Raw genomic sequence first — 19,728 nt, 5'->3', positions numbered from 1 at the left:
CCACAAACGGAATGACGCATGACAGGAAGTCATGCCACCAGAACCTTAGACGCATTCCGGCAGTTCAGAAGGATGGCTGATTTGAAAGGATTCGGATTTGATCTTCGTTCACTCGAAGTCTTTGTCGCCACGGCCCAGACCGGCAATATGACGATGGCTGCGACTCAGCTCGGGCTGACCCAGTCTTCAGTGTCGCAAACACTCTCAGCCTTAGAGCAGAATCTCAATGTGGCTCTGCTGGATCGCAGTGTCCGGCCTGTCGAGCTGACGGTTGCCGGGCGATATTTTTACGATCAGTCCTGCCATTTGCTGGCCGAAGCGGAGAAAACCCACGGGGTGATGACTCAGGGCAATTTTCAGAAGTTGCATCTGCTGCGAATTGCCATGGTTGATTCACTGGCAACCTCGCTCGGGCAACCCCTGGTTGAAGTGATCAAACGTCATACCGAGAACTGGCGCATCAGTACGGGCCGATCCCATATGCATGCCCAGTCGCTGTTGTCCCGCAGCGTCGATATCATTATTTCTGATGATGCGCTGGACAATCATGAACACCTCAGTCGCCACCGGATTCTGCGTGAACCCTTTGTCCTGGTAATCCCGAACTTGTTTACGGCTCAGTTTCAGCAGTTGCATCAGGTTGTGAATCGACTGGATTTTGTCCGCTACACCAGCGATTCGCTGATTGGGGTCACGATTGAACGCTATTTGCGGCGGCAGAACTTAAATGTGCCGGTCAGGATGCAGCTGGATAATACTTTTGCGGTGCTCACCAGTGTTGCTGCCGGTCTGGGCTGGACCATCACCACACCACTTTGTCTGTTTCAGTGCGGGCCGATCCGCGACAAACTCACCTGTCTGCCGTTGCCCGGCGATGAACCTTTCTTTCGGAATCTGACGCTGGTCAGCCGTCATCATGAGTTAGGAAATCTGCCGCAGATTCTGGCAAACGACAGCCGCCAGATTATCAATGAAAACTTTTTACCCAGGATCCGGGATGAACTGCCCTGGCTGGAACACGAGTTTTATGCCGGGTGATATGGTTTCCGACTGGAACGATTGAGGCGCAAAGCGTCTGCGCATTTTGCGCAGGCGGGAATCAGATACAGAGCCCGATGTCTTTGATGCTTGTTATGTTTTTGTCTGTTACTCAATGAATTTATTGGTTTTTTGAGTTGGCCGATCATCACTATTAAAAAAATTTATGCCGCACTGTTAGCAGAACTGATTCTTGTTGTCGGGGTTGTTCAGTCGCATTTAAGTTAACAAAGTTGTAACAAGAGATGCGATTTGACTTTATTACCGTTGAAGAGGAACAGTGATGTCTGACAGCAATTATCAAGCAGTCGAAAATAACACCGTCTCTGACGATTACTTAAGTAAACGACAGCTCAAAAAAGGCGTTGCCGGGTGGGTGCTTCTGGCCAGTCTTGGGGTGTCTTATGTGATTTCCGGCGATTTTGCCGGCTGGAACTTTGGCCTGGAACGTGCTGGTTTCGGTGGCATGTTGCTGGCAACCATTGTGATGGGGCTGATGTATCTGTGCCTGATTCTCAGTCTGGCCGAAATGTCATCTTCCATTCCGACTGCCGGCGGCGGCTACAGTTTTGCCCGGCGGGCGATGGGGCCCTGGGGCGGTTTTCTGACCGGAACCGCGATTTTGCTGGAATATGCCATTGCACCGGCGGCGATTGCAATCTTCATTGGCGGCTACGTCAACGAGCTGATTGGCATCGATGGCCCGGTGGTGTATGCCGTCTTCTACTGCGTCTTCGTTGGAATTCATCTCTGGGGCGCTGGTGAAGCACTGCGGATCATGATGGGTATCACGATTCTGGCCGTGATTGCGATTATCGTGTTTGCGCTGGGCATGCTGCCGCACTTCGACATCAACAACCTTTTTGATATCCCTGTTCAAGCTGATGTCGCGGGTGCCAGCGTATTTTTACCGGAAGGTTATCTCGGGATCTGGGCGGCACTGCCGTTTGCGATGTGGCTGTTTCTGGCGGTTGAAGGCGTCCCGCTGGCTGCAGAAGAAGCGACCAACCCGGCAAAAGACATGCCGCGCGGGATTATCGCTTCCATGCTGCTGCTGATTGTCTTTGCTGCCGTGGTACTGATTCTGGTCCCGGGCGGAGCCGGTGCTGAGGCGATGAAATCTCACAGCGCGCCACTTGTTGGGGCTTTGCAGGCAGTTTACGGCACAGATTCTCTCGCTGCCAAGTTTGTGAACGTTGTCGGCCTGTTCGGTCTTATAGCCAGCTTTTTCTCGATTATTTATGCGTATTCCCGTCAGGTGTTTGCCCTGTCCCGGGCCGGTTATCTGCCCCGTTTCCTGTCCCTGTCCGGTGAGCGAAAAGTGCCGGTCTGGGCGCTGATTGTCCCCGGTGTGATTGGGTTTCTGCTGTCCCTGTCCGGCGAGGGCGATCTGATGATCACCATGGCGGTGTTCGGTGCGACTGTGTCTTACGCCCTGATGAGTCTGTCCCATATCTTGCTGCGCCGGAAAGAGCCGGAACTGGCGCGTCCTTACAAAACACCGGGGGGCACGCTGACGTCCGGCATTGCACTGGTGCTGTCGTTAGTGGCACTGGCATCCACCTTTGTGGTGAGCCTGCAGGCGGCGTTGTGGTCGGCACTCTTCTATGCCGTGATGCTGACTTACTTCGCCCTGTACAGCCGCCACCGGATTGTGGCGAATGCGCCGGAAGAAGAGTTTGACCTGATTTCCAGTGCTGAGTCTGAACTCAGCTAATTCAGCGGATATCCGGACGCGTGACGAGCGAACGTGTCCGGACTGAATCATTGAGCACACGGCTCAGGTACGAGCCATCTTTATCAAGAGAGATCAAGAGAGGTACACATGGAAGCCAGAGAAGTGAAGACGATTGCGGACGCAATGGCCATTGTTGAGGAACGGGGTCTGACACATGTCAAAGTCGGGCTGTTCGATAACGACGGCATCATGCGCGGTAAATATATGGCGAAATCGAAATTCTTTTCCTCACTGGAAAAAGGGTTTGCTTTCTGTGATGTGGTTCTGGGCTGGGATTCCAAAGACCAGCTGTACGATAACGCGAGTTACACCGGCTGGCATACCGGCTACCCGGATGCGCCGGTGCGGATTCTGCCTCATACCTGCCGTGACGTGTACGGGGAAGACGGCATGCTGCTGTTTATTGCAGAGTTTACGGAAGAGGCCGAAAAAGTCTGCCCGCGCGGTACCCTGCGCCGGGTGCTGCAAAAAGCCGATGCCATGGGTTTCGATGTGTTTTCTGCGCTGGAGTACGAGTTCTTTGTGTTTAACGAAACATCGCATTCGGCCCGCGAAAAAGGCTTTCGCAATCTCGAACCGATTACGCCGGACTGGTTTGGTTATTCAATGATCCGCAATTCAGTCCATTCAGATTTGTATCACGCAATTCTGGAAATGGGGGAGCAGATGGACTTCCCGATCGAGGGCATTCACTCCGAAACCGGACCGGGCGTGCTGGAAGCCGCCATTGGCGTCGACGGTGCTGAAGCGGCCGCAGATAAAGCTGCACTGTTCAAAACCTTCATGAAGGTGCTGGCACAGAAGCGTGAGCTGATGGCGACCTTCATGGCGAAATGGTCAGGCGACTATCCCGGACAAAGCGGGCATATCCATGTTTCGCTGAAAAACAAAGACGGTTCTTCGGCTTTCTTCGACCCATCGCAAACCCACAATATGAGCAAGATTCAACGTCATTTTCTGGCGGGACAGCAGCGCCTGATGCCGGAGTTTCTGTGCCTGATTGCGCCGACTATTAACAGTTATACCCGGATGATCCCGGGCTTCTGGGCCCCGACCGATGCGACCTGGGGCGTGGAAAACCGCACCACTGCGCTGCGGGTGATCCCCGGCAGTGAGAAGTCGCAACGCATTGAGCACCGCCTCGGCGCGGCAGATGCCAACCCTTATCTGGCACTGGCGGCTGCGGTCGCGTCCGGTCTGTATGGCATCCTTCAGGAATGGGAACCCTTTGAACAGGTAAAAGGCAATGCCTATGAACAGCCTCATGCGCCGGAGCTGCAGCTGCCCCGTACTTTGTGGGAAGCCGCGCAGCGATTCAGGCAGTCGGAAGCGGCCCGTACTATGTTTGGAGATGAGTTTGTCGATCATTTTGCGGCCACCCGTGAGTGGGAAGAGCGTGAATTCAGAAAACATGTGACGGACTGGGAAATGGACCGCTACTTCGAAATTATCTAGGTCAACAAACCTGAGGAAGACTTGCAATGACAACCATGCAGCAAACAATTTCGCCGGTTGACGGCAGTGTGTATGTGACCCGGCCGCTCGCCTCACAGACGGAGATTCAGCAGGCGCTGAAGCTGGCACAACGCGCACAGAAAAACTGGGCCGGTACAGACCTGGCAGAGCGTCAGGCCATCTGCGCGAAAGCCGTCGAATGGTTTGAAGCCCATCAGGCGGATATCGGTCTGGAAATCAGCTGGCAGATGGGACGTCCGGTCCGTTATGCCAAAGGGGAAGTCGCCGGTCTGGCCGAGCGTGCCCGATATATGATTGAAGCCAGTGAGACAGCGCTGGCCCCGGTTACCCTGCCGGACAAGCCCGGATTTACCCGGTATATCCGACGTGAACCTGTGGGTGTGGTTGCGGTGATTGCACCCTGGAACTATCCGTATCTGACGGCAGTGAACAGCATCGTACCGGCCCTGCTGGCGGGCAACAGTGTCATCCTGAAGCACTCGGCCCAGACGCCGCTGTGTGCGGAGCGTCTGAAGGCCGCATTTGATGCCGCCGGACTGCCGGAAGGGGTGTTCCAGTATCTGCATCTCAGTCATGACGACACCACTGCGCTGATTCAATCAGCGCAGATCAGTCATGTCGCGTTCACCGGGTCGGTGCCTGCCGGTGCGCATGTCGAACAGGCGGTTGCCGGACGTTTTATCGGGGTCGGACTGGAGCTGGGCGGCAAGGACCCGGCATATATCCGCGCCGATGCCGATCTGGTTTATGCCGCCGAAACGGCCATTGACGGCGCCTTCTTTAACAGCGGCCAGTCCTGCTGCGGTATTGAGCGGATTTATGTGCATGCATCGGTTTATGACGCCTTTGTTGAGAAAGCGGTCGCGATCGTCAACAAGTACACGCTGGGCCGATCTGATGATCCGGACACGACGCTCGGGCCGCTGGTCCGTGCCAGTGCAGCAGATTTTGTCCGGGGACAGATTGAAGACGCGGTTGCTCAGGGGGCCGTGGCCCATATCGACGAGAAAAACTTTCCGCTCAGTCTGGCCGGGACGCCTTATCTGGCACCGCAGATTCTGACGCAGGTGGATCATTCGATGCGGGTGATGCACGAAGAATCCTTTGGCCCTGTGGTTGGCATCATGAAGGTCAGCAGCGACGAAGAAGCCATCACCCTGATGAACGACAGCGATTTCGGCCTGACTGCCAGTATTTTTACACAGGACATCGACACTGGGATCACGCTGGGCGAACAGCTGGAGACCGGGACGTTCTTTATCAACCGGTGTGACTATCTGGATCCCGCATTGGCCTGGACCGGGGTGAAACAATCCGGCCGCGGCTGCACGTTGTCCGTGCTCGGCTTTGAGGCGCTGACCCGTCCGAAGTCGTTCCATATCAAGACGTTGGGCTAATTCATCGTATTTCAGAAAATGTGTCGCTCTGTGCTTGGTGACGGAGTGGCCACAAGGAGAGCAAGATGGCATTACAAGGAAACTGGAATTACCCGACACCGATGACGGTCGGCGAAGGCTGTCTCTATCAGATTGCACAGGCGTGTCATGGCGCAGGGATCCGCAAAGCCCTGCTGGTGACGGACCCCGGTCTGGCGGAGTTGCCCATGGTGTCTGAAACGGTTGCGCTGTGCCGGGAAGCCGGGATTGCCTGTGAGGTGTTCAGCCGGATTCAGGGCAATCCGACCGGAGAAAACGTCGAAGATGGTCTGTCGGTGTATCGTCAGGGTGGTTTTGACGGGGTGATTGCATTTGGCGGTGGTTCCAGTCTGGATGCGGCCAAGGCCATTGCGCTGATGGCGGGACAGTCCCTGCCGCTGTGGGCGTTTGAGGATGTGGGTGATAACTGGCTTCAGGCCAATGCCGCTGCCATTGCACCAGTGATCGCAATTCCGACCACCGCCGGAACCGGTTCTGAAGTAGGACGCGCCTCGGTGATCACCGATACGGCCAATCATGTCAAAAAGATCATTTTCCATCCGAAGATGCTGCCGGTTCGTGTGTTGCTTGACCCGAAAGTGACCGTTGGTCTGCCGCCGCATATTACGGCCGCAACCGGGATGGATGCACTGTCCCATAATCTGGAAGCCTTCTGTGCCCCTGGCTATCACCCGATGGCAGAAGGAATTGCACTGGAAGGGATCCGGCTGATCAAAACCTATCTGCCGCAGGCCGTGGCGAATGGTGAAGATATTGAAGCCCGGACCCAGATGCTGGTGGCGTCTAGCATGGGAGCAACGGCTTTTCAGCGCGGGCTGGGCGGCATGCACGCCATCGCGCATACACTGGGCGCCTTGTATGACAAGCACCACGGTCTGCTGAATGCGATCCTGATGCCTTATGTGCTGGCGGCCAACCGCCATGCGATTGAAGACCGGATCACGGATCTGGCCCGTTATCTGGATCTGCCTGAGCCCGGTTTTGATGCTTTCCTGCACTGGGTTCTGGACTTCCGTGCCGAGCTGAAGATTCCGCAGACGCTGGCAGAAATCGACATCACCATTGAAGAAGCCCAGCGGGTCGGGGAAATGGCCGTGCAGGATCCATCGGCCGGGGGTAATCCCGTTGCCTTCTCGGCGGAAGAATACAGCCAGATTTTTGTCGATGCCGTCACGGGCCGGCTTCCGTAAGCCTGACATCAAGGAGACACCATGCAGATGAAAATAGGCATTTTGCAGTGCGATGACGTCCGGCAGGATTTGCAGCCGGCACACGGGAATTATCCGGCGATGTTTGAGCAGTTACTGCATCATGCCGACAGCAAACTGGAACTGGTGTTTTACCGGGCACTGGACGGTGAATTGCCTTCGGATGCGGACGAATGTGATGTCTACATGACCACGGGCAGTCGCTTCAGCGTGAATGATGATTTGCCGTGGATCCCGCCGTTGCTGGAATTTATCCGGTCCCTGTATACACGCCACAAAAAGCTGGTGGGGATATGTTTCGGACATCAGCTGATTGCCAAAGCGCTGGGGGGCGATGTGATTCAGGCACCGCAGGGCTGGGGGGTTGGCGTAGCCACGCATTCGCTGCTGGCGTTACCCCGGGGCGTGAACGGTGCTGCGACGGTGCCTGAAAGCCTGTCGCTGGTGGTCAGCCATCAGGATCAGGTGGTTACACTGCCGCAAAACAGTGTGGTGCTGGCCGGAAGCGATTTTTGCCCTTATGCCATGATGCAGGTCGGCGATCATTTCCTCGGGATTCAGGGTCACCCGGAGTTCAGTAAGCCTTATTCCCGGGATCTGATGCTGGCAAGAAAAGACATCCTGCCTGCTGAAGTCCTGGATGACGGGCTGACGTCGCTGGAGAAAACGGTCGACAGTGAACGGGTCACCCGCTGGATGCTGGATTTTCTTCAGGCATCCTGAAAGTAATCCAAGCCTGACGTCACAGCCTGTCCTGCATTCTGCCGGGCAGGCTGTTTTTTGCCGGTATCACTGCCGTCGTCGCTGATTTGCTGTAACTTTTTTCTTGTGACTTATTCCTTGTGAATTAGCCGTCATAATTCTCCTGGTCATCACGTTTGATAACCTTATGACCATCCTCGGTGACGCCCGCCTTCCAGTAACTGCTGATGTAGCAGGCTTTGCGATCGAATTCCTGCTGCTGGCTGAGATGCTGGCGAATGGCTCTCATATTGCTGAATTCACAGGCACACCAGATGGCCGGTTTTCCTGTCAGCCACGGCAGTGAAGCCACGCGTTCTGCCAGCGAAGGGGCAGTCTGGAGATCTCCGGTTCTGAGGATCAGTTCAACACCGGCGGGCAGGTTCAGGGCAGGCAGATCGGCATCACTGTGCAGATCCAGCACTACATAGCCTCTGGCATCTGCGGGCAGACTGGCGGCTTTGAGCTGAACCGATGGCAGGGCGGTCATATCGCCGATGATGAACACCCAGTCATAGTCTTCTGCCAGACCCTGAATCGTGTTCGGTCCGCCAATGGAAATCTGATCGCCTGCCTGGGCTTGGATGGCCCAGTGGCTGGCGTATCCGCCCTGCATCTGATCGACCGTGTCCCCATGTTGATGTTTGACAAAGTCGATTGAAAACCGGCCCTGCACGGCATCAAATTCGCTGATGGTGTAGGTGCGCATCACCGGACGCTGACCTTCGGTCAGGGTATTCAGGTCCGTGCTGCCTTCTGGCGTGAACAGCAATTTGGCGTATTGCCCGGCACTGTCTGCCGGAAGTTGCCGGATATCCTCACCGGTCAGCACGATACGGCGCATGTTCGGGCTGATATCGAATGTTTCTGAGACGGTGAATGTTTTGGGTTGAAGACGTTTTTGCATGTGTTGTGCCCTTTTATTGTTCTTTATTTATGGTTTACAGGAGGACGGGTCGTGGCGATCAAGGCCCGCTTGGTCCGGTTGCTGCATTTTGGCTTTGACGCGTTTGACCGTGGAAATGCTCACGCCCACTTCATCCGCCACACTTTGCAGCGTTTTCCCGGCTTGCAGCAGTTTAGCGATCTGCTGGTGTTGTGCCTGATTGGCCCGACGGCCCCGAAATTTTTCTTTCCAGGCCGACGGGTCTTGCCGGAGGATGCCGCGACTCGCTTCAGCGGCCCACAATCGTTGCTGGGTTTGCGAGCTGGCGTAGCCTTTCAGCATCCGCAGCAAGGCGTCGGTGATCGGGCAATCCGGCTGAAATGTCAGGGGCTCATTCAGGGTATGGATGATCACGCCTTTGGCCAGCAAATTGCTGATAGTCAGACGACAGGCATCGAAATGAAAACCCAGATCGGTTACCCAGCGGACGACCAGTTCATCGCCCGGTCTGAGACGGTCAAACAAGGCACGGTACTGCGGACGATCTTCTGCGGGGACATTACCGCGCATTCCGGTTTCCTGAAACAGACGGAGATCCGGACTGGCATCGGTCATCTGTCGGATGAAAGCATCCGGATCCGTCATTTTCGGTGACAGCCGAATGTAGCCGTAAGTCGTCGGCATACGTTATTCCTGTGTTGTGTCGGTGTGGTTTTGGCAGGACCACGAAAGAAAGAATGGTTCAAATGAATAAATAGTTCATTTGGTGTAGCTCATTTGATGGCTATCATAGTGGCTCAAATTAAATTGATCAACACTAAATGAGCCATTCTGAAAACTAGAGAGCGATATCCGAAAAAGTCAGAAGGTGTACGGTGCGAACCGGAATCCCGCTTGTGCGGGAATGACCGGTTCAAATTGGCAGAGCAGTCGGGATGACCGGAAAAGGGGAATTTCAGACGAGCGCGGATTGCGCCTGAAAGTGTCTGACTTCATTGTGCAGCCAGTCGATGAAAGCCTGGGCCCGGGCGATCCGGGGCGAAGTCTGGCTGTAAAACAGGGTGAAGCGGACGCCGGGGGTCATGCCAATGTCGAAAGGCTTCACCAGCAGGCCGCGTTCAATAAAATCTCCCGCCAGACTGAGCGTGCCCAAACAGGCACCATGGCCGGCGATCACCGCATTCAGCCCCATATCGAATGTGCTGACTTCCATCCACTGGACGTTGTTTTTGGGCATGGTGACCCCGGCGATCTGGAACCATTTCTCCCAGGTGAAGCTATGGGTGTCCACACCATGGATGAGCCAGCAATCTAATAACTGTTCCGGTCGGGTCAGTTGAACGGATTCTGCCAGTTCAGGCGAGCAGATCGGGTAGACGGCCTCTTCATACAGCAGGGTTTTGGTCAGGTTATTGCCTAAATCGGTGTCATAACCCTGACGAATGGCAATATCGATATTGCCGTATTTCATCTCCGGTGATTCGGCGGTGGCGTAAACACGGATCGGAATATTCGGATGACTCATGGTGAACTTCCAGAGTCTGGGCATCAGCCAGCGTGCCGCAAACGACGGCGTGGTATTGACGGTCAGCATGCCTTCCAGCGGCTCGGCCTGAATGGTATTCAGACCAGACAGAATATGTTCGAATCCTCTGGAGACGGCTGAAAACAGGCTGGTGCCCTGGCTGGTCAGCATCATATTGCGTCCCTGACGGGTAAAAAGTTTGCAGCCGAGTGATTCTTCCAGCTGGCGGATCTTCTGGCTGACGGCCGCCTGACTGACATAAAGCTCTTCAGCGGCTTTGCTGTAGCTCTGTTGCCGGGCTGCGGCTTCAAAATAACGCAGCCCGGATAAATGACGTAAGCGATTGTCCATAATCTCAGCTTATAGGTGGTGTCATAAATCATCGTTCGTTGATAGGAAAGATTATACGCATAATCTCCGCAGACACAGTGACCGGAGAGAAGAAAAATGATCAAATTGATGTTGCACTGGGAAATGAAAAGTCAGCGTCTGAGCGCGAAGAAGCGCATTCTGGCGATGAACTCGGCCAGAAAGGCAGCTGTACAGCAAGACGGACTGACGCCGCATCTGAAACATGATCTCGGGCTCGATGAACCGTGTGTCACTTCTGCAGACTATCATCAGTACTTATAGGGAATGATGGGGCCGGGGTCATTCGTTTTTAGACAGAGTCAGGATAATTTTTCACTGAGTTCTGTCTGTACATCCAATCTGATGCAAGGTTAAGATGCTGAAAAATGGAATAAAAAGAGTCTGAGAGATGGAAGTTTTTGTTCGTGTCTTAATCCCGGCTGATATCCCGGCTTATCGAGAGATTCGTCTGGAAAGCCTACGTCTGCATCCGGACTGCTTTGGCGCCGATTATGAAGCGCAGCGGCGCATGTCCCAAATGTTTTTTGAACGTAATATTGAGGTGCAAAGCCCGCAGCACACCATGTTGGGCGCATATGACGGAGAAGTGCTGATAGGACTGTGCGGCCTTTCTGACATCGGAAACCAGACCGCTTTGATCACCCAGATGTATGTTCAGGGGGTGTATCAGGGGCTGGGTGTGGGTCAGGCGTTAATCGAAGCTGCGAAACAAACGGCAGCCGCAACCCATCAGGCTCGTGTGCTTCAGCTGGATGTCTATCCGCAAAATCTGGCGGCAAAGCACAGTTACGAAAAAGCCGGTTTTCAGGTGACTGATCAGACCGAAGATGAGCTGATCATGACGCTGGTGCTCTCATGATCCGGATTCATCATGTTGATCCTGAACTGATCCCGATGGCGCTGCTGCTGGAAGCTGATCCGTCTGAAGCCTGTATTCAGCGGTACCTGAGCGGTGCATTCTGTCTGGCTGCGGTTCAGAATGATGAGATCATTGGTGTTTGTGTGGCGCAATCTATCGCGGAAGCGACTTATGAACTTTTTAATCTGGCGGTCTATCCGGCATACCAGCAACAGGGAATTGGCACACAACTGCTGACGGATTTGTTTCCGAGACTGCGAAAGCAGGGTGCGACAGCACTGGTACTGGGCACCGGCACTTTTGGTTATCAGTTAACCTTCTATCAGAAACTGGGATTCCGGGTCGACGCTGTGATGAAAGATTTCTTTCTTGATCATTACGATGAGCCCATCTTCGAGCAGGGGCTGCAGCACCGGGATATGCTCAGACTTCGTCTGGATTTGACCGAAAATCAGGGTTAAAAGCCTGACCGGACGGCCGGATGCACAAGTGATCTCCACTCATTCGTTATTACTTCAGACTGGCCCGGTAGGCGTGGACTTCATCGGGCGTTTTTTCAGTTGCCCGGACTGTGGCGACGGCGGCATCGTCGAGCGGTGATATGTTTGCCGGGCGCAATGCATCGTTGCCCCAGGCTTCACGGATGTAATTGATCACCGCAGCGACCTCCGCATCCGAAAGGTGTGCGAACGAAGGCATCTGAGCGTTGTACGTTTTGCCTTCAACCGTGATTTTACCTTGCAGACCGTTGAGCACGACGAAGACCGGAAAGTGCGGGTCGAGCATCAGATCCGGGTTGCCAGCCAGCGGTGGGAACGTCCCGGGCAGCCCGGCACCATTGACCTGATGACAGCTGGAACATTGTTCGTTGAACAGCGTTTTACCGTCAGCCGGTCCTGCTGCAGAGGCTACGGCGGCACCGGACGATGCCGGTGGCGGATTGGGACCGAGGTATGCGCCGAGATAACGGAGAATTCTGGCGCGCCGGTCCGGGGGAATGCGCAGGCCGTATTGCTTCATGCTATCCAGCAGATCGCTCCAGGCACTCTCTGGAATTCCGGCGGAGTCTTGCAGGTATTGCAGATCATGGCAGGTCCGACAGGTACCATAAACGAGGTCCCGGTCGGGGCCGGGCGGCAGTTCGATTTCAGCCGATGCAGCACTTGCCAGCGAGGCAATCAACATTGCTCCGGCTGCATGCCAACATCTCCGGGAAGGAGTTTTGCGGTGATGCATTATCAGATTTCCATCGGCAGCATTGCGAGAGCACGGGGATCTTGCGGATGGTGCAGATCCCCGAACTATCGGTTCAGGAAAACTTCACGGCGCTCCGTTCGACACCGTTCCATTCGTAGCCGCGAGGGTTCCAGCGCGCCAGACCGTCGATAGGCTGGGTTCGGCCAAGCGCATCGGTGGCCCGTGACATCAGGGTTTGCTCACCGGCTCCGACCTGAAGTTTCACTGACCAGTAATGCCATGCCCAGGGACTTTCCGGCTTCTCAAGCGTCGCCGTATGCCATGACTTGCCGCCGTCAGCTGAAACTTCGACAGAAGTGATCGGCGCCATGCCGTCATTAAAGGCAACGCCGGTAATTTCGGTCATTCCGGACTTCGGACTGTCGCTGGGCAGCGGTGAGAAAATCACACTCTTGATCGCGTGGCCGTAGGTCGGCCGGCTGTTTTCGAGCGTATAGTCGTTGGCACCGAAAGTGTCCGGTTCGACCGGGGCCAGCGGCATCCGGTAGCCGACCGACTGGTAGGTGCTTGGCGATTGTTCGGCAGCGAACAGCAGTACCGTCAGCAGCTTGACGTTCATATTGCCGTAGAAGCCCGGAATGATCAGCCGCACCGGGCCACCGTGAATGGCAGGGATCGGTTCACCGTTCATCTTCAGCGCCAGAATTGCATGGTCGAGCGCTTCGTCGTCAATGAGGTAGCTTTTGGCGAAATCAGTGCCGGCGCGGGTTGCGGGCTGGTCCCAGCCTTCTGCCGTCAGCCAGCGGGCGCTCAGAGACGGTTCCATCTCCAGGCTCTCAAGGAATGGTTTGAGTGGCACACCTTCCCAGACCACGTTGCCCATTCCGCCGTTCTGCCACTGACCGCCGCTGACTTTCTGCTTGGCTGCGTAGAATGAGCGGCCGTTCCCGGCACATTGCAGGACCGAAATGCGTTGCTCCTGCGGCATCGCCTGCAGTTCAGCGATGGTTACCGTGCGCGGGCGCTTGACCAGACCGTCGATGCGGATTGTCCAGTTCTCGACCAGCTTGGCCGGTGGCGCCTCAGTGGTTCCGTACCATGCGGCTTCACCTTCGTGCGGGAAGTGATAGCGGGAGAACAGAATTTCCTTTGGTGTGTGTTTGTATTTCCGCAGCAGCTCAAGCGGTGTTTCAGTTACACCGAGCTTGGCATTGTGGATGATCATCTCAGAGGATTTTCCGTGGATGATCTTGTCGGCTGTCTCTTTGACCTGAGCGATCGCGCGGCTGAGCATGCCCGGCGCAAAACCGAATACCAGCCCGAGCAAACCGGTGAGGGCGCTAAACCGGCGACGTGTGATGGAAATATGACTCAGATCTTTGGGCATGGGAACCTCCCAATTTTTGTATTGTTTTCGCAGGAGTGCGAAGCAGTTTTTAGTTGCGTGTCCGGCTAATGGAGTATAGACAACTTTATCTGAGCCGATGGCGTTGGTGAGTATCCCGTTGAACAGGCAGCGATGTCGCAGTGCTGGTGTTTTCGGATCTTGTGGCAGAGGGGGGCTGACGACAGAGGGCCCTGATACCTTCGCTGCTTGGTTTATTTCAGAGAGGAACACTGTTAATTTACTGGTTTTGAAACGAAACTGTCACACACGATGCTGGCGAGGGAGACATGATGAGCAGCAGTTTACCGGATGAAAATCAAAAGCGTTTTGTCGTTGTCCTGAATAAGAAACTGGAACTGGGCAGGACGTTAAATGTGCTGGGACACATCAGTGTGGGCCTGTCTGCACAATTAGAACAAGGCATGGCGCATTATGTGGATTACACGGATAAAGATGGTCAGGTTCACCCTTCTTTATCTCACTATCCTTTTATCGTGCTGAAGGCCGATAACAGCAATAAAATCCGGAATGTCAGAGAAGCGGCGCTGGCGAAGGGCGTCACGTTTACTGATTTCACCCATACGATGACTGACGGCGGCTCGCTGCATCAGCAAGCGGTCACCGCAGAAACTGCGGAGGCTGATTTAGAGTACATGGGCATCGGACTGTTTGGTGATGCAGAGATGCTGAAAGAGATGACCAGAAAGTTCAGTTTATATCGTTAATTCTTGTAAGAGATCTATGCGCAGTTGCGCAGTTTCATGGAATGCGCCTGCCTTTCCTTTGCTTTTTCTTCCCTTGGATATTGGTGATAAATCTATAAAATAACCCCTTCATTCATTGGGAGGAAAATCACCTTTCTCCCGTCACTCACGAGACGCAGTTCCCGGTCTTTGATGCCGTGAACACCGGGCTGATGAAGGAAGACTGCATGATCCTGAATGCTGATAACTGTCGTGCTGCATGCGGTGCATGGATCCGCAGGTTCGGGATCGGCATCGTTTTCCTCTCTTCGCTACAGGTGTTTGCTGCTGATGCAGAACGGGTCATTATTGTCGGCGGTGACCATCACTACCCGCCTTATGAATTCATCAATGCAGACGGTGAACCTGACGGTTACAACACGGAGCTGACGCTGGCAATTGCAGAAGTCATGGGCATTGACGTTGAGATCCGTCTGGGGGCTTGGGATGACATCCGCCATCAGTTCGATCAGGGGCACATCGATATTGTTCAGGGGATTGTGCAGTCGAAAGCCCGGCAGCAGTATTATGCGTTTTCTCCGCCCCATGCCATTGTGCATCAGTCTGTCTTTGCCCGAAAAGGCGAACCGGTGGTCTCCGGGCTGGACGAGCTGAACGGCAAGTCGGTGATCGTTCAGAGCAGCGGCGCGATGCATGATTATCTGCGTCACCAGCAGCCGGGGGCGGATTTAGTGCTGGTAGACTCTCACGCAGATGCCCTGCGGTTGCTGGCATCCGGTCAATACGACTATGCGCTGGTGGCGAATCTGCCGGGGCTGTACACCGGCAAGGCGCTGGAGCTGTCGAATCTCATTCCAGTCGGAAAGCCGCTGGGCGCTCAGCATTACGGTTACGCGGTGCTGAAAGGCAATGAAGATCTGCTGGCGCAGTTTAGTGAAGGACTGGCGATTCTCAAAAATACCGGCCGGCAGCAGGCCATTTATGACAAATGGCTGGGTCCGCTGGAAAATCAGGGCTTCAGCTGGAAGCAGCTCGGTATGGCTGCGGCAATGGTATCCGGGATTCTCTTGCTGGTGCTGGGCGGGATTATGATCTGGAACCGCGCCCTGAGCCGTGAAGTGGCAAAACGCACGGAAGCGCAGCAGCTGCAGCAACAGCAGCTGATTCAGGCGGACAAAATGACCTCGCTGGGGATTCTGGTGTCGGGGATGGCACATGAAATCAATAACCCCAGCAGTTTACTGTTGCTGAACCTGCCGATCCTCAAAGAATCCTATCAGGACGCAGAGGAGATCCTCGACGCTTATTATCAGCAGCATGGTGATTTTATGATGGGCGGTTTGTCTTACAGCCGGATGCGGGATGAAATCCCTCCGATGCTGGATGATATGCTGGCCGGGACGCAGCGCATTCGCCGGATCGTGGAAGACTTACGGGATTTTGCCCGTCAGGAGCCGACAGATTTGAGCGATGTCGTTGATCTGAATGTTGTCACTGCGGCAGCAATCCGGCTGGTTGACCGGACCATTCAGCAATCGACCCAGCATTTTTCCGTGAATTACGGCGAGTCACTGCCCGCATTTGAGGGCAATGGCCAGCGGATAGAGCAGGTGATTATCAATCTGATGATTAATGCCTGCCAGGCACTGTCATCGTCCGATCAGGCGATTCGGGTCCGGACGTATTTCCACAGCGCGGAACAGCAGCTCCGGCTGGAGATTTGCGATCAGGGGCAGGGCATTGCACCAGAACATCTGCCCCGGCTGAGCGATCCTTTCTTTACCACCAAACGCGAGCAGGGCGGCACCGGACTGGGATTGTCCATCTCGTTCAGCATCGTGAATGAACATGGTGGCAATTTAACTTACGACTCTAATTTGCAACAAGGGACCTGCGTGACGCTCTCGCTGCCCGCCTTGAAAGGGACAACTGCTTCATGAATACCAATCCATATCCGGCTTTCGGTGTCCTGCTGGTCGATGATGAACCGGCTTTTCTGCGCAGCCTGAGCATTGTGCTGGAGCGGCGGGGAGGCATTAATCATCTCTTTCAGTGCCAGGACAGCCGGGAGGCCATGGCAATCATCAAGCAGGAAAATATCGGCTTAGTGTTGCTGGATCTGACCATGCCACATGTGTCCGGTGAAACTTTGCTGGCCCAGATCAAAGCGGAATATCCGGAAGTCGCGGTCATCATTATCAGTGGCCTGAATCAGGCGGAAACTGCGGTGAACTGCATCCGGCTCGGCGCCCATGACTATTTCGTGAAAACCACGGAAGAGAACCGGCTGGTGGAAGGAGTCAAACGGGTCATTCTGATGCAGGAAATGCAGGCTGAAAATCATGCCCTGCGGCGGCGGTTTCTGACGGATACTCTGGAGCGGCCGGAGGTTTTTGCCCGGATTATCACCCGGGATAAAGCGATGCGGTCAGTCTTTCAGTATCTGGAATCGGTGGCGCCCAGCAGCCAGCCGGTGATGATCTGCGGTGAAAGCGGCGTCGGCAAAGAGCTGATTGCACGCGCACTGCATACGCTGAGTCAGCGAAACGGCCCGTTGATCAGTGTGAATGTGGCCGGGCTGGATGATCATGTGTTTGCCGACACCCTGTTCGGGCATCACCGGGGCGCGTTTACCGGGGCAGATGCAGCCCGGGCCGGGTTGATTGAGCAGGCGGCCGGAGGCACGCTGTTTCTGGATGAGATTGGCGATCTGAGTCAGGCATCTCAGGTCAAATTGCTGAGGCTGATCCAGGAAGGCGAGTATTACCCGCTTGGGAGTGACCGGCCCAAACGGCTGAAGGCCAGAATTGTGGTCGCGACGCATCAGGATCTGGTGCAAAAGCAGTTGAGCGGCGAGTTCCGTAAAGACTTGTACTATCGCCTGAAAACCCATCAGGTCGATATTCCTCCGCTGCGTAAACGGCGTCAGGATATTCCGTTGCTGCTGTCACATTTTCTGCAGGAAGCGGCGGATGAACTGGGGAAAACCAAACCGACGATTCCCAAAGAGCTGCCGGTTTTACTCGCAAATTATGCGTTTCCCGGCAATGTCCGGGAATTACGTGCGCTGGCCTATGATGCGATGAGCCAGCATCGTTCCCGGATGCTGTCGATGGATGTCTTCCGCCGGGTGCTGGACAAGCATGCGGTGTCTGCGGACTTGCCCTCGCAGCCTGCTGTGTCGTTATTTGATCCGGACTTCCCTTTGCCTTCTCTGCAGGAGATTGGCGACTTACTGACTCAGGAGGCGATGCGGCGGGCGGAAGGCAACCAGTCTCTGGCTGCGAAGCTTTTGGGGATTTCACAGCCCGCACTGAGTAAACGGCTGAAGAAAGCACAGTCGGAGCCGGAATAAACCCCTATAACCAGGGGAACAGTTATAACTTTATGAATAAATAGTAACTGTTTGTTTATTATGGGAAAGTTTGGTCTTTGTTGTTGGGTTATTCTTCTGGTTATACCCCTTCTGATGCCCAAAGCTCAGAAGTTTTCATTTTTTATTAAATAAATCATACAGATAGATGCTCGTGCAGAGTGGCATCATGCTTGCAGTGTTTCATCCTCTTAAGGAATGGGATGGCCCGTTCTGGTCTTAGGGTCCACAAACCCTGAAAACAACAGCGAAACAGAAACAGGGAGATCCTGATTTCTGTCAATGGAAGAGGAAAAAACATGGAGCAAGCAAGCATGAAGTCGTCGCCAAAAGGCGTCTGGGGCAGACTCGCCTTATGGAAAAAGATACTGATCGGGATGATTCTGGGGGTGGTCGCCGGCAGTATTCTGGGCCCGGATGCTGAAATTCTGAAGCCAATCGGCACCTTATTTATTAATGCAATCAAAATGTTGATTGTCCCGCTGGTTTTCTGTTCGCTGGTCGTGGGTGTGACCTCAATGCAGGATACCCGCAAGATGGGCCGCATCGGTGCGAAAGCGATTGTGATTTACCTTTCCACCACTGCCGTTGCGATTAGTATCGGTCTGGGACTGGCAAGCCTGCTGGCACCGGGAGCCGGGTTGGAAATGACGGCGGCTGCGACAGCTGCGGAAGCCAAAGAAGCACCGACCCTGGTGCAGACTCTGCTCAGTTTAATTCCGAACAACCCTATCAGTGCACTGGCCGCGGGTAACATTCTGCAAATTATCGTTTTCGCTTTGGGTCTGGGTGTTGCACTGAATTTGTGTGGTGAAAAGAGTAAACCAGCCGTGCAGGTCTTCGAAAGCCTGGCCGAGGCGATGTACAAGCTGACTGAACTGGTGATGAAACTGGCTCCTTACGGCATCTTTGGTCTGATGGCCTGGGTTGCGGGTAAGTACGGTCTGGAGATTCTGCTGCCGCTGTTCAAAGTGATTGGCGTGGCTTATCTGGGCAGTCTGCTGCACGTTCTGCTGTTCTATCCAGCCGTGATCAAAGTGGTTGGCCGCCTGAATCCGGTGCCGTATATCAAAGGGATTCTGACTCCGGCAGCGGTGGCATTTACCACCACCAGCAGTTCAGGCACGCTGCCGGCGAGCATTAAATGTGCCCGCGAAGAGCTGGGTGTGTCGAAAGGCGTTTCCAGTTTTGTGCTGCCGCTGGGGGCGACCATCAACATGGATGGTACGGCGCTGTATCAAGGCGTTGCGGCGATTTTCGTTGCACAGGCCTTTGGTGTGGATCTGGAATTTGCGGATTACCTGACCATTGTGATGACGGCAACGCTGGCTTCGATCGGCACAGCTGGTGTTCCGGGTGCCGGCCTGATTATGCTGTCTCTGGTTCTGACCACAGTTGGTCTGCCAATGGAAGGTCTGGCTATCATTGCCGGGATTGACCGGATTCTGGATATGGCCCGTACTACAGTGAACGTGTGTGGTGACCTGATGGTGGCCGTCCTGGTCGGCCGCAGTGAAGGTGAGCTGGACAGCAACATCTATCACAGCACTGATAAACCGAATCTGATGGCGGGCGAAGAAGCCGCGTAAATCCACTCAGATCTGAATGTGAACAGAAGGCCAGCCATTTGTGCTGGCCTTCTTGTTTTTATCTCCGGTCTCGCGGTTTTGAGAAAAGTGAGATAAATCTCCTTTTGGAACAAATGATTTAATTTACGATGTAAAAAATATACTTTCCTGTGGTGCCTTTTTTGCATGACTGTCCGGACGCCTGTCTGAGGCGGATATA

The 19,728-nt window shown here is 54.5% G+C and carries 18 protein-coding genes; 13 read left to right on the top strand and 5 right to left on the bottom strand.

Translation table 11 applies throughout. From position 1 onward, the window contains the following. Nucleotides 1-18: 18 nt before the first annotated feature. The 6 genes from ACYP03_RS06005 to ACYP03_RS05980 all read left to right on the top strand — a co-directional run bounded on the left by ACYP03_RS06005 (nucleotide 19) and on the right by ACYP03_RS05980 (nucleotide 7,619). Entirely contained in the window at nucleotides 19-1,038 is a 1,020-nt protein-coding gene (locus ACYP03_RS06005) for a LysR family transcriptional regulator (protein ID WP_248142988.1), read from the top strand. A gap of 283 nt (nucleotides 1,039-1,321) precedes the next feature. Further along, the gene (gene eat, locus ACYP03_RS06000) at nucleotides 1,322-2,755 is read left to right on the top strand and encodes an ethanolamine permease (protein WP_248142986.1); all 1,434 of its coding nucleotides are present in this window, start codon (nucleotides 1,322-1,324) and stop codon (nucleotides 2,753-2,755) included. Between the two features lie 108 nt (nucleotides 2,756-2,863). Next, nucleotides 2,864-4,231 (top strand): glutamine synthetase family protein, encoded by a 1,368-nt coding sequence (locus tag ACYP03_RS05995; protein WP_459778862.1) that lies wholly within the window; start codon nucleotides 2,864-2,866, stop codon nucleotides 4,229-4,231. Between the two features lie 26 nt (nucleotides 4,232-4,257). After that, entirely contained in the window at nucleotides 4,258-5,649 is a 1,392-nt protein-coding gene (locus ACYP03_RS05990; RefSeq protein ID WP_459778861.1) for an aldehyde dehydrogenase family protein, read from the top strand. A 65-nt stretch (nucleotides 5,650-5,714) separates the two neighbouring features. Next, nucleotides 5,715-6,878: an iron-containing alcohol dehydrogenase gene (locus ACYP03_RS05985; protein ID WP_248142983.1), complete on the top strand. Its 1,164-nt coding sequence runs from the start codon at nucleotides 5,715-5,717 to the stop codon at nucleotides 6,876-6,878. Nucleotides 6,879-6,899: 21 nt separating this feature from the next. Then, nucleotides 6,900-7,619, top strand: coding sequence for a glutamine amidotransferase-related protein (locus ACYP03_RS05980; protein WP_459778860.1), 720 nt, complete (start codon nucleotides 6,900-6,902; stop codon nucleotides 7,617-7,619). Between the two features lie 124 nt (nucleotides 7,620-7,743). On the opposite strand, the gene ACYP03_RS05975 is transcribed toward ACYP03_RS05980, so the two are convergent. The 3 genes from ACYP03_RS05975 to ACYP03_RS05965 all read right to left on the bottom strand — a co-directional run bounded on the left by ACYP03_RS05975 (nucleotide 7,744) and on the right by ACYP03_RS05965 (nucleotide 10,399). Further along, nucleotides 7,744-8,544 carry a siderophore-interacting protein gene (locus ACYP03_RS05975; protein WP_459778859.1) on the bottom strand — a complete coding sequence of 267 codons (801 nt, stop codon included), beginning with the start codon at nucleotides 8,542-8,544 and terminating at the stop codon, nucleotides 7,744-7,746. Between the two features lie 27 nt (nucleotides 8,545-8,571). Further along, the gene (locus ACYP03_RS05970; RefSeq protein ID WP_459778858.1) at nucleotides 8,572-9,207 is read right to left on the bottom strand and encodes a recombinase family protein; all 636 of its coding nucleotides are present in this window, start codon (nucleotides 9,205-9,207) and stop codon (nucleotides 8,572-8,574) included. A 271-nt stretch (nucleotides 9,208-9,478) separates the two neighbouring features. After that, nucleotides 9,479-10,399 carry a LysR substrate-binding domain-containing protein gene (locus tag ACYP03_RS05965; protein WP_248142979.1) on the bottom strand — a complete coding sequence of 307 codons (921 nt, stop codon included), beginning with the start codon at nucleotides 10,397-10,399 and terminating at the stop codon, nucleotides 9,479-9,481. 96 nt (nucleotides 10,400-10,495) lie between these two features. Between ACYP03_RS05965 and ACYP03_RS05960 the strand changes: the two genes are divergently transcribed. The 3 genes from ACYP03_RS05960 (at nucleotide 10,496) to ACYP03_RS05950 (ending at nucleotide 11,740) form a co-directional block, all read left to right on the top strand. Then, nucleotides 10,496-10,681, top strand: a complete 186-nt coding sequence (locus tag ACYP03_RS05960; protein WP_248142978.1) for a hypothetical protein — start codon at nucleotides 10,496-10,498, stop codon at nucleotides 10,679-10,681. A gap of 127 nt (nucleotides 10,682-10,808) precedes the next feature. Beyond that, nucleotides 10,809-11,279 (top strand): GNAT family N-acetyltransferase, encoded by a 471-nt coding sequence (locus ACYP03_RS05955; RefSeq protein ID WP_459778856.1) that lies wholly within the window; start codon nucleotides 10,809-10,811, stop codon nucleotides 11,277-11,279. Continuing rightward, complete coding sequence (locus ACYP03_RS05950) at nucleotides 11,276-11,740, top strand: GNAT family N-acetyltransferase (RefSeq protein ID WP_459778855.1); 465 nt, start codon at nucleotides 11,276-11,278, stop codon at nucleotides 11,738-11,740. Before ACYP03_RS05955 ends, ACYP03_RS05950 begins: the two co-directional genes overlap by 4 nt. 49 nt (nucleotides 11,741-11,789) lie before the next feature. Here ACYP03_RS05950 and ACYP03_RS05945 read toward each other — a convergent pair whose 3' ends face one another. Together ACYP03_RS05945 and ACYP03_RS05940 are read right to left on the bottom strand one after the other, a co-directional pair. Further along, nucleotides 11,790-12,299: a c-type cytochrome gene (locus tag ACYP03_RS05945; protein WP_459778854.1), complete on the bottom strand. Its 510-nt coding sequence runs from the start codon at nucleotides 12,297-12,299 to the stop codon at nucleotides 11,790-11,792. A gap of 289 nt (nucleotides 12,300-12,588) precedes the next feature. Next, entirely contained in the window at nucleotides 12,589-13,863 is a 1,275-nt protein-coding gene (locus tag ACYP03_RS05940; protein ID WP_330960894.1) for a sulfite oxidase, read from the bottom strand. A 290-nt stretch (nucleotides 13,864-14,153) separates the two neighbouring features. Between ACYP03_RS05940 and ACYP03_RS05935 the strand changes: the two genes are divergently transcribed. From ACYP03_RS05935 to ACYP03_RS05920, 4 genes are all read left to right on the top strand, one after another. Then, complete coding sequence (locus ACYP03_RS05935) at nucleotides 14,154-14,588, top strand: DUF2000 domain-containing protein (RefSeq protein ID WP_459778853.1); 435 nt, start codon at nucleotides 14,154-14,156, stop codon at nucleotides 14,586-14,588. Nucleotides 14,589-14,794: 206 nt separating this feature from the next. Next, nucleotides 14,795-16,507, top strand: a complete 1,713-nt coding sequence (locus ACYP03_RS05930; protein ID WP_459778852.1) for a transporter substrate-binding domain-containing protein — start codon at nucleotides 14,795-14,797, stop codon at nucleotides 16,505-16,507. Beyond that, nucleotides 16,504-17,922 (top strand): sigma-54-dependent transcriptional regulator, encoded by a 1,419-nt coding sequence (locus ACYP03_RS05925; RefSeq protein ID WP_459778851.1) that lies wholly within the window; start codon nucleotides 16,504-16,506, stop codon nucleotides 17,920-17,922. Before ACYP03_RS05930 ends, ACYP03_RS05925 begins: the two co-directional genes overlap by 4 nt. 317 nt (nucleotides 17,923-18,239) lie before the next feature. Further along, entirely contained in the window at nucleotides 18,240-19,529 is a 1,290-nt protein-coding gene (locus ACYP03_RS05920) for a dicarboxylate/amino acid:cation symporter (RefSeq protein ID WP_459778850.1), read from the top strand. Nucleotides 19,530-19,728 lie beyond the last annotated feature (199 nt).

This window comes from Photobacterium sp. R1 (genome assembly GCF_054600795.1).
Note: the sequence above shows the minus strand (reverse complement) of the source record. Positions and strands in the feature narration are given on the sequence as shown.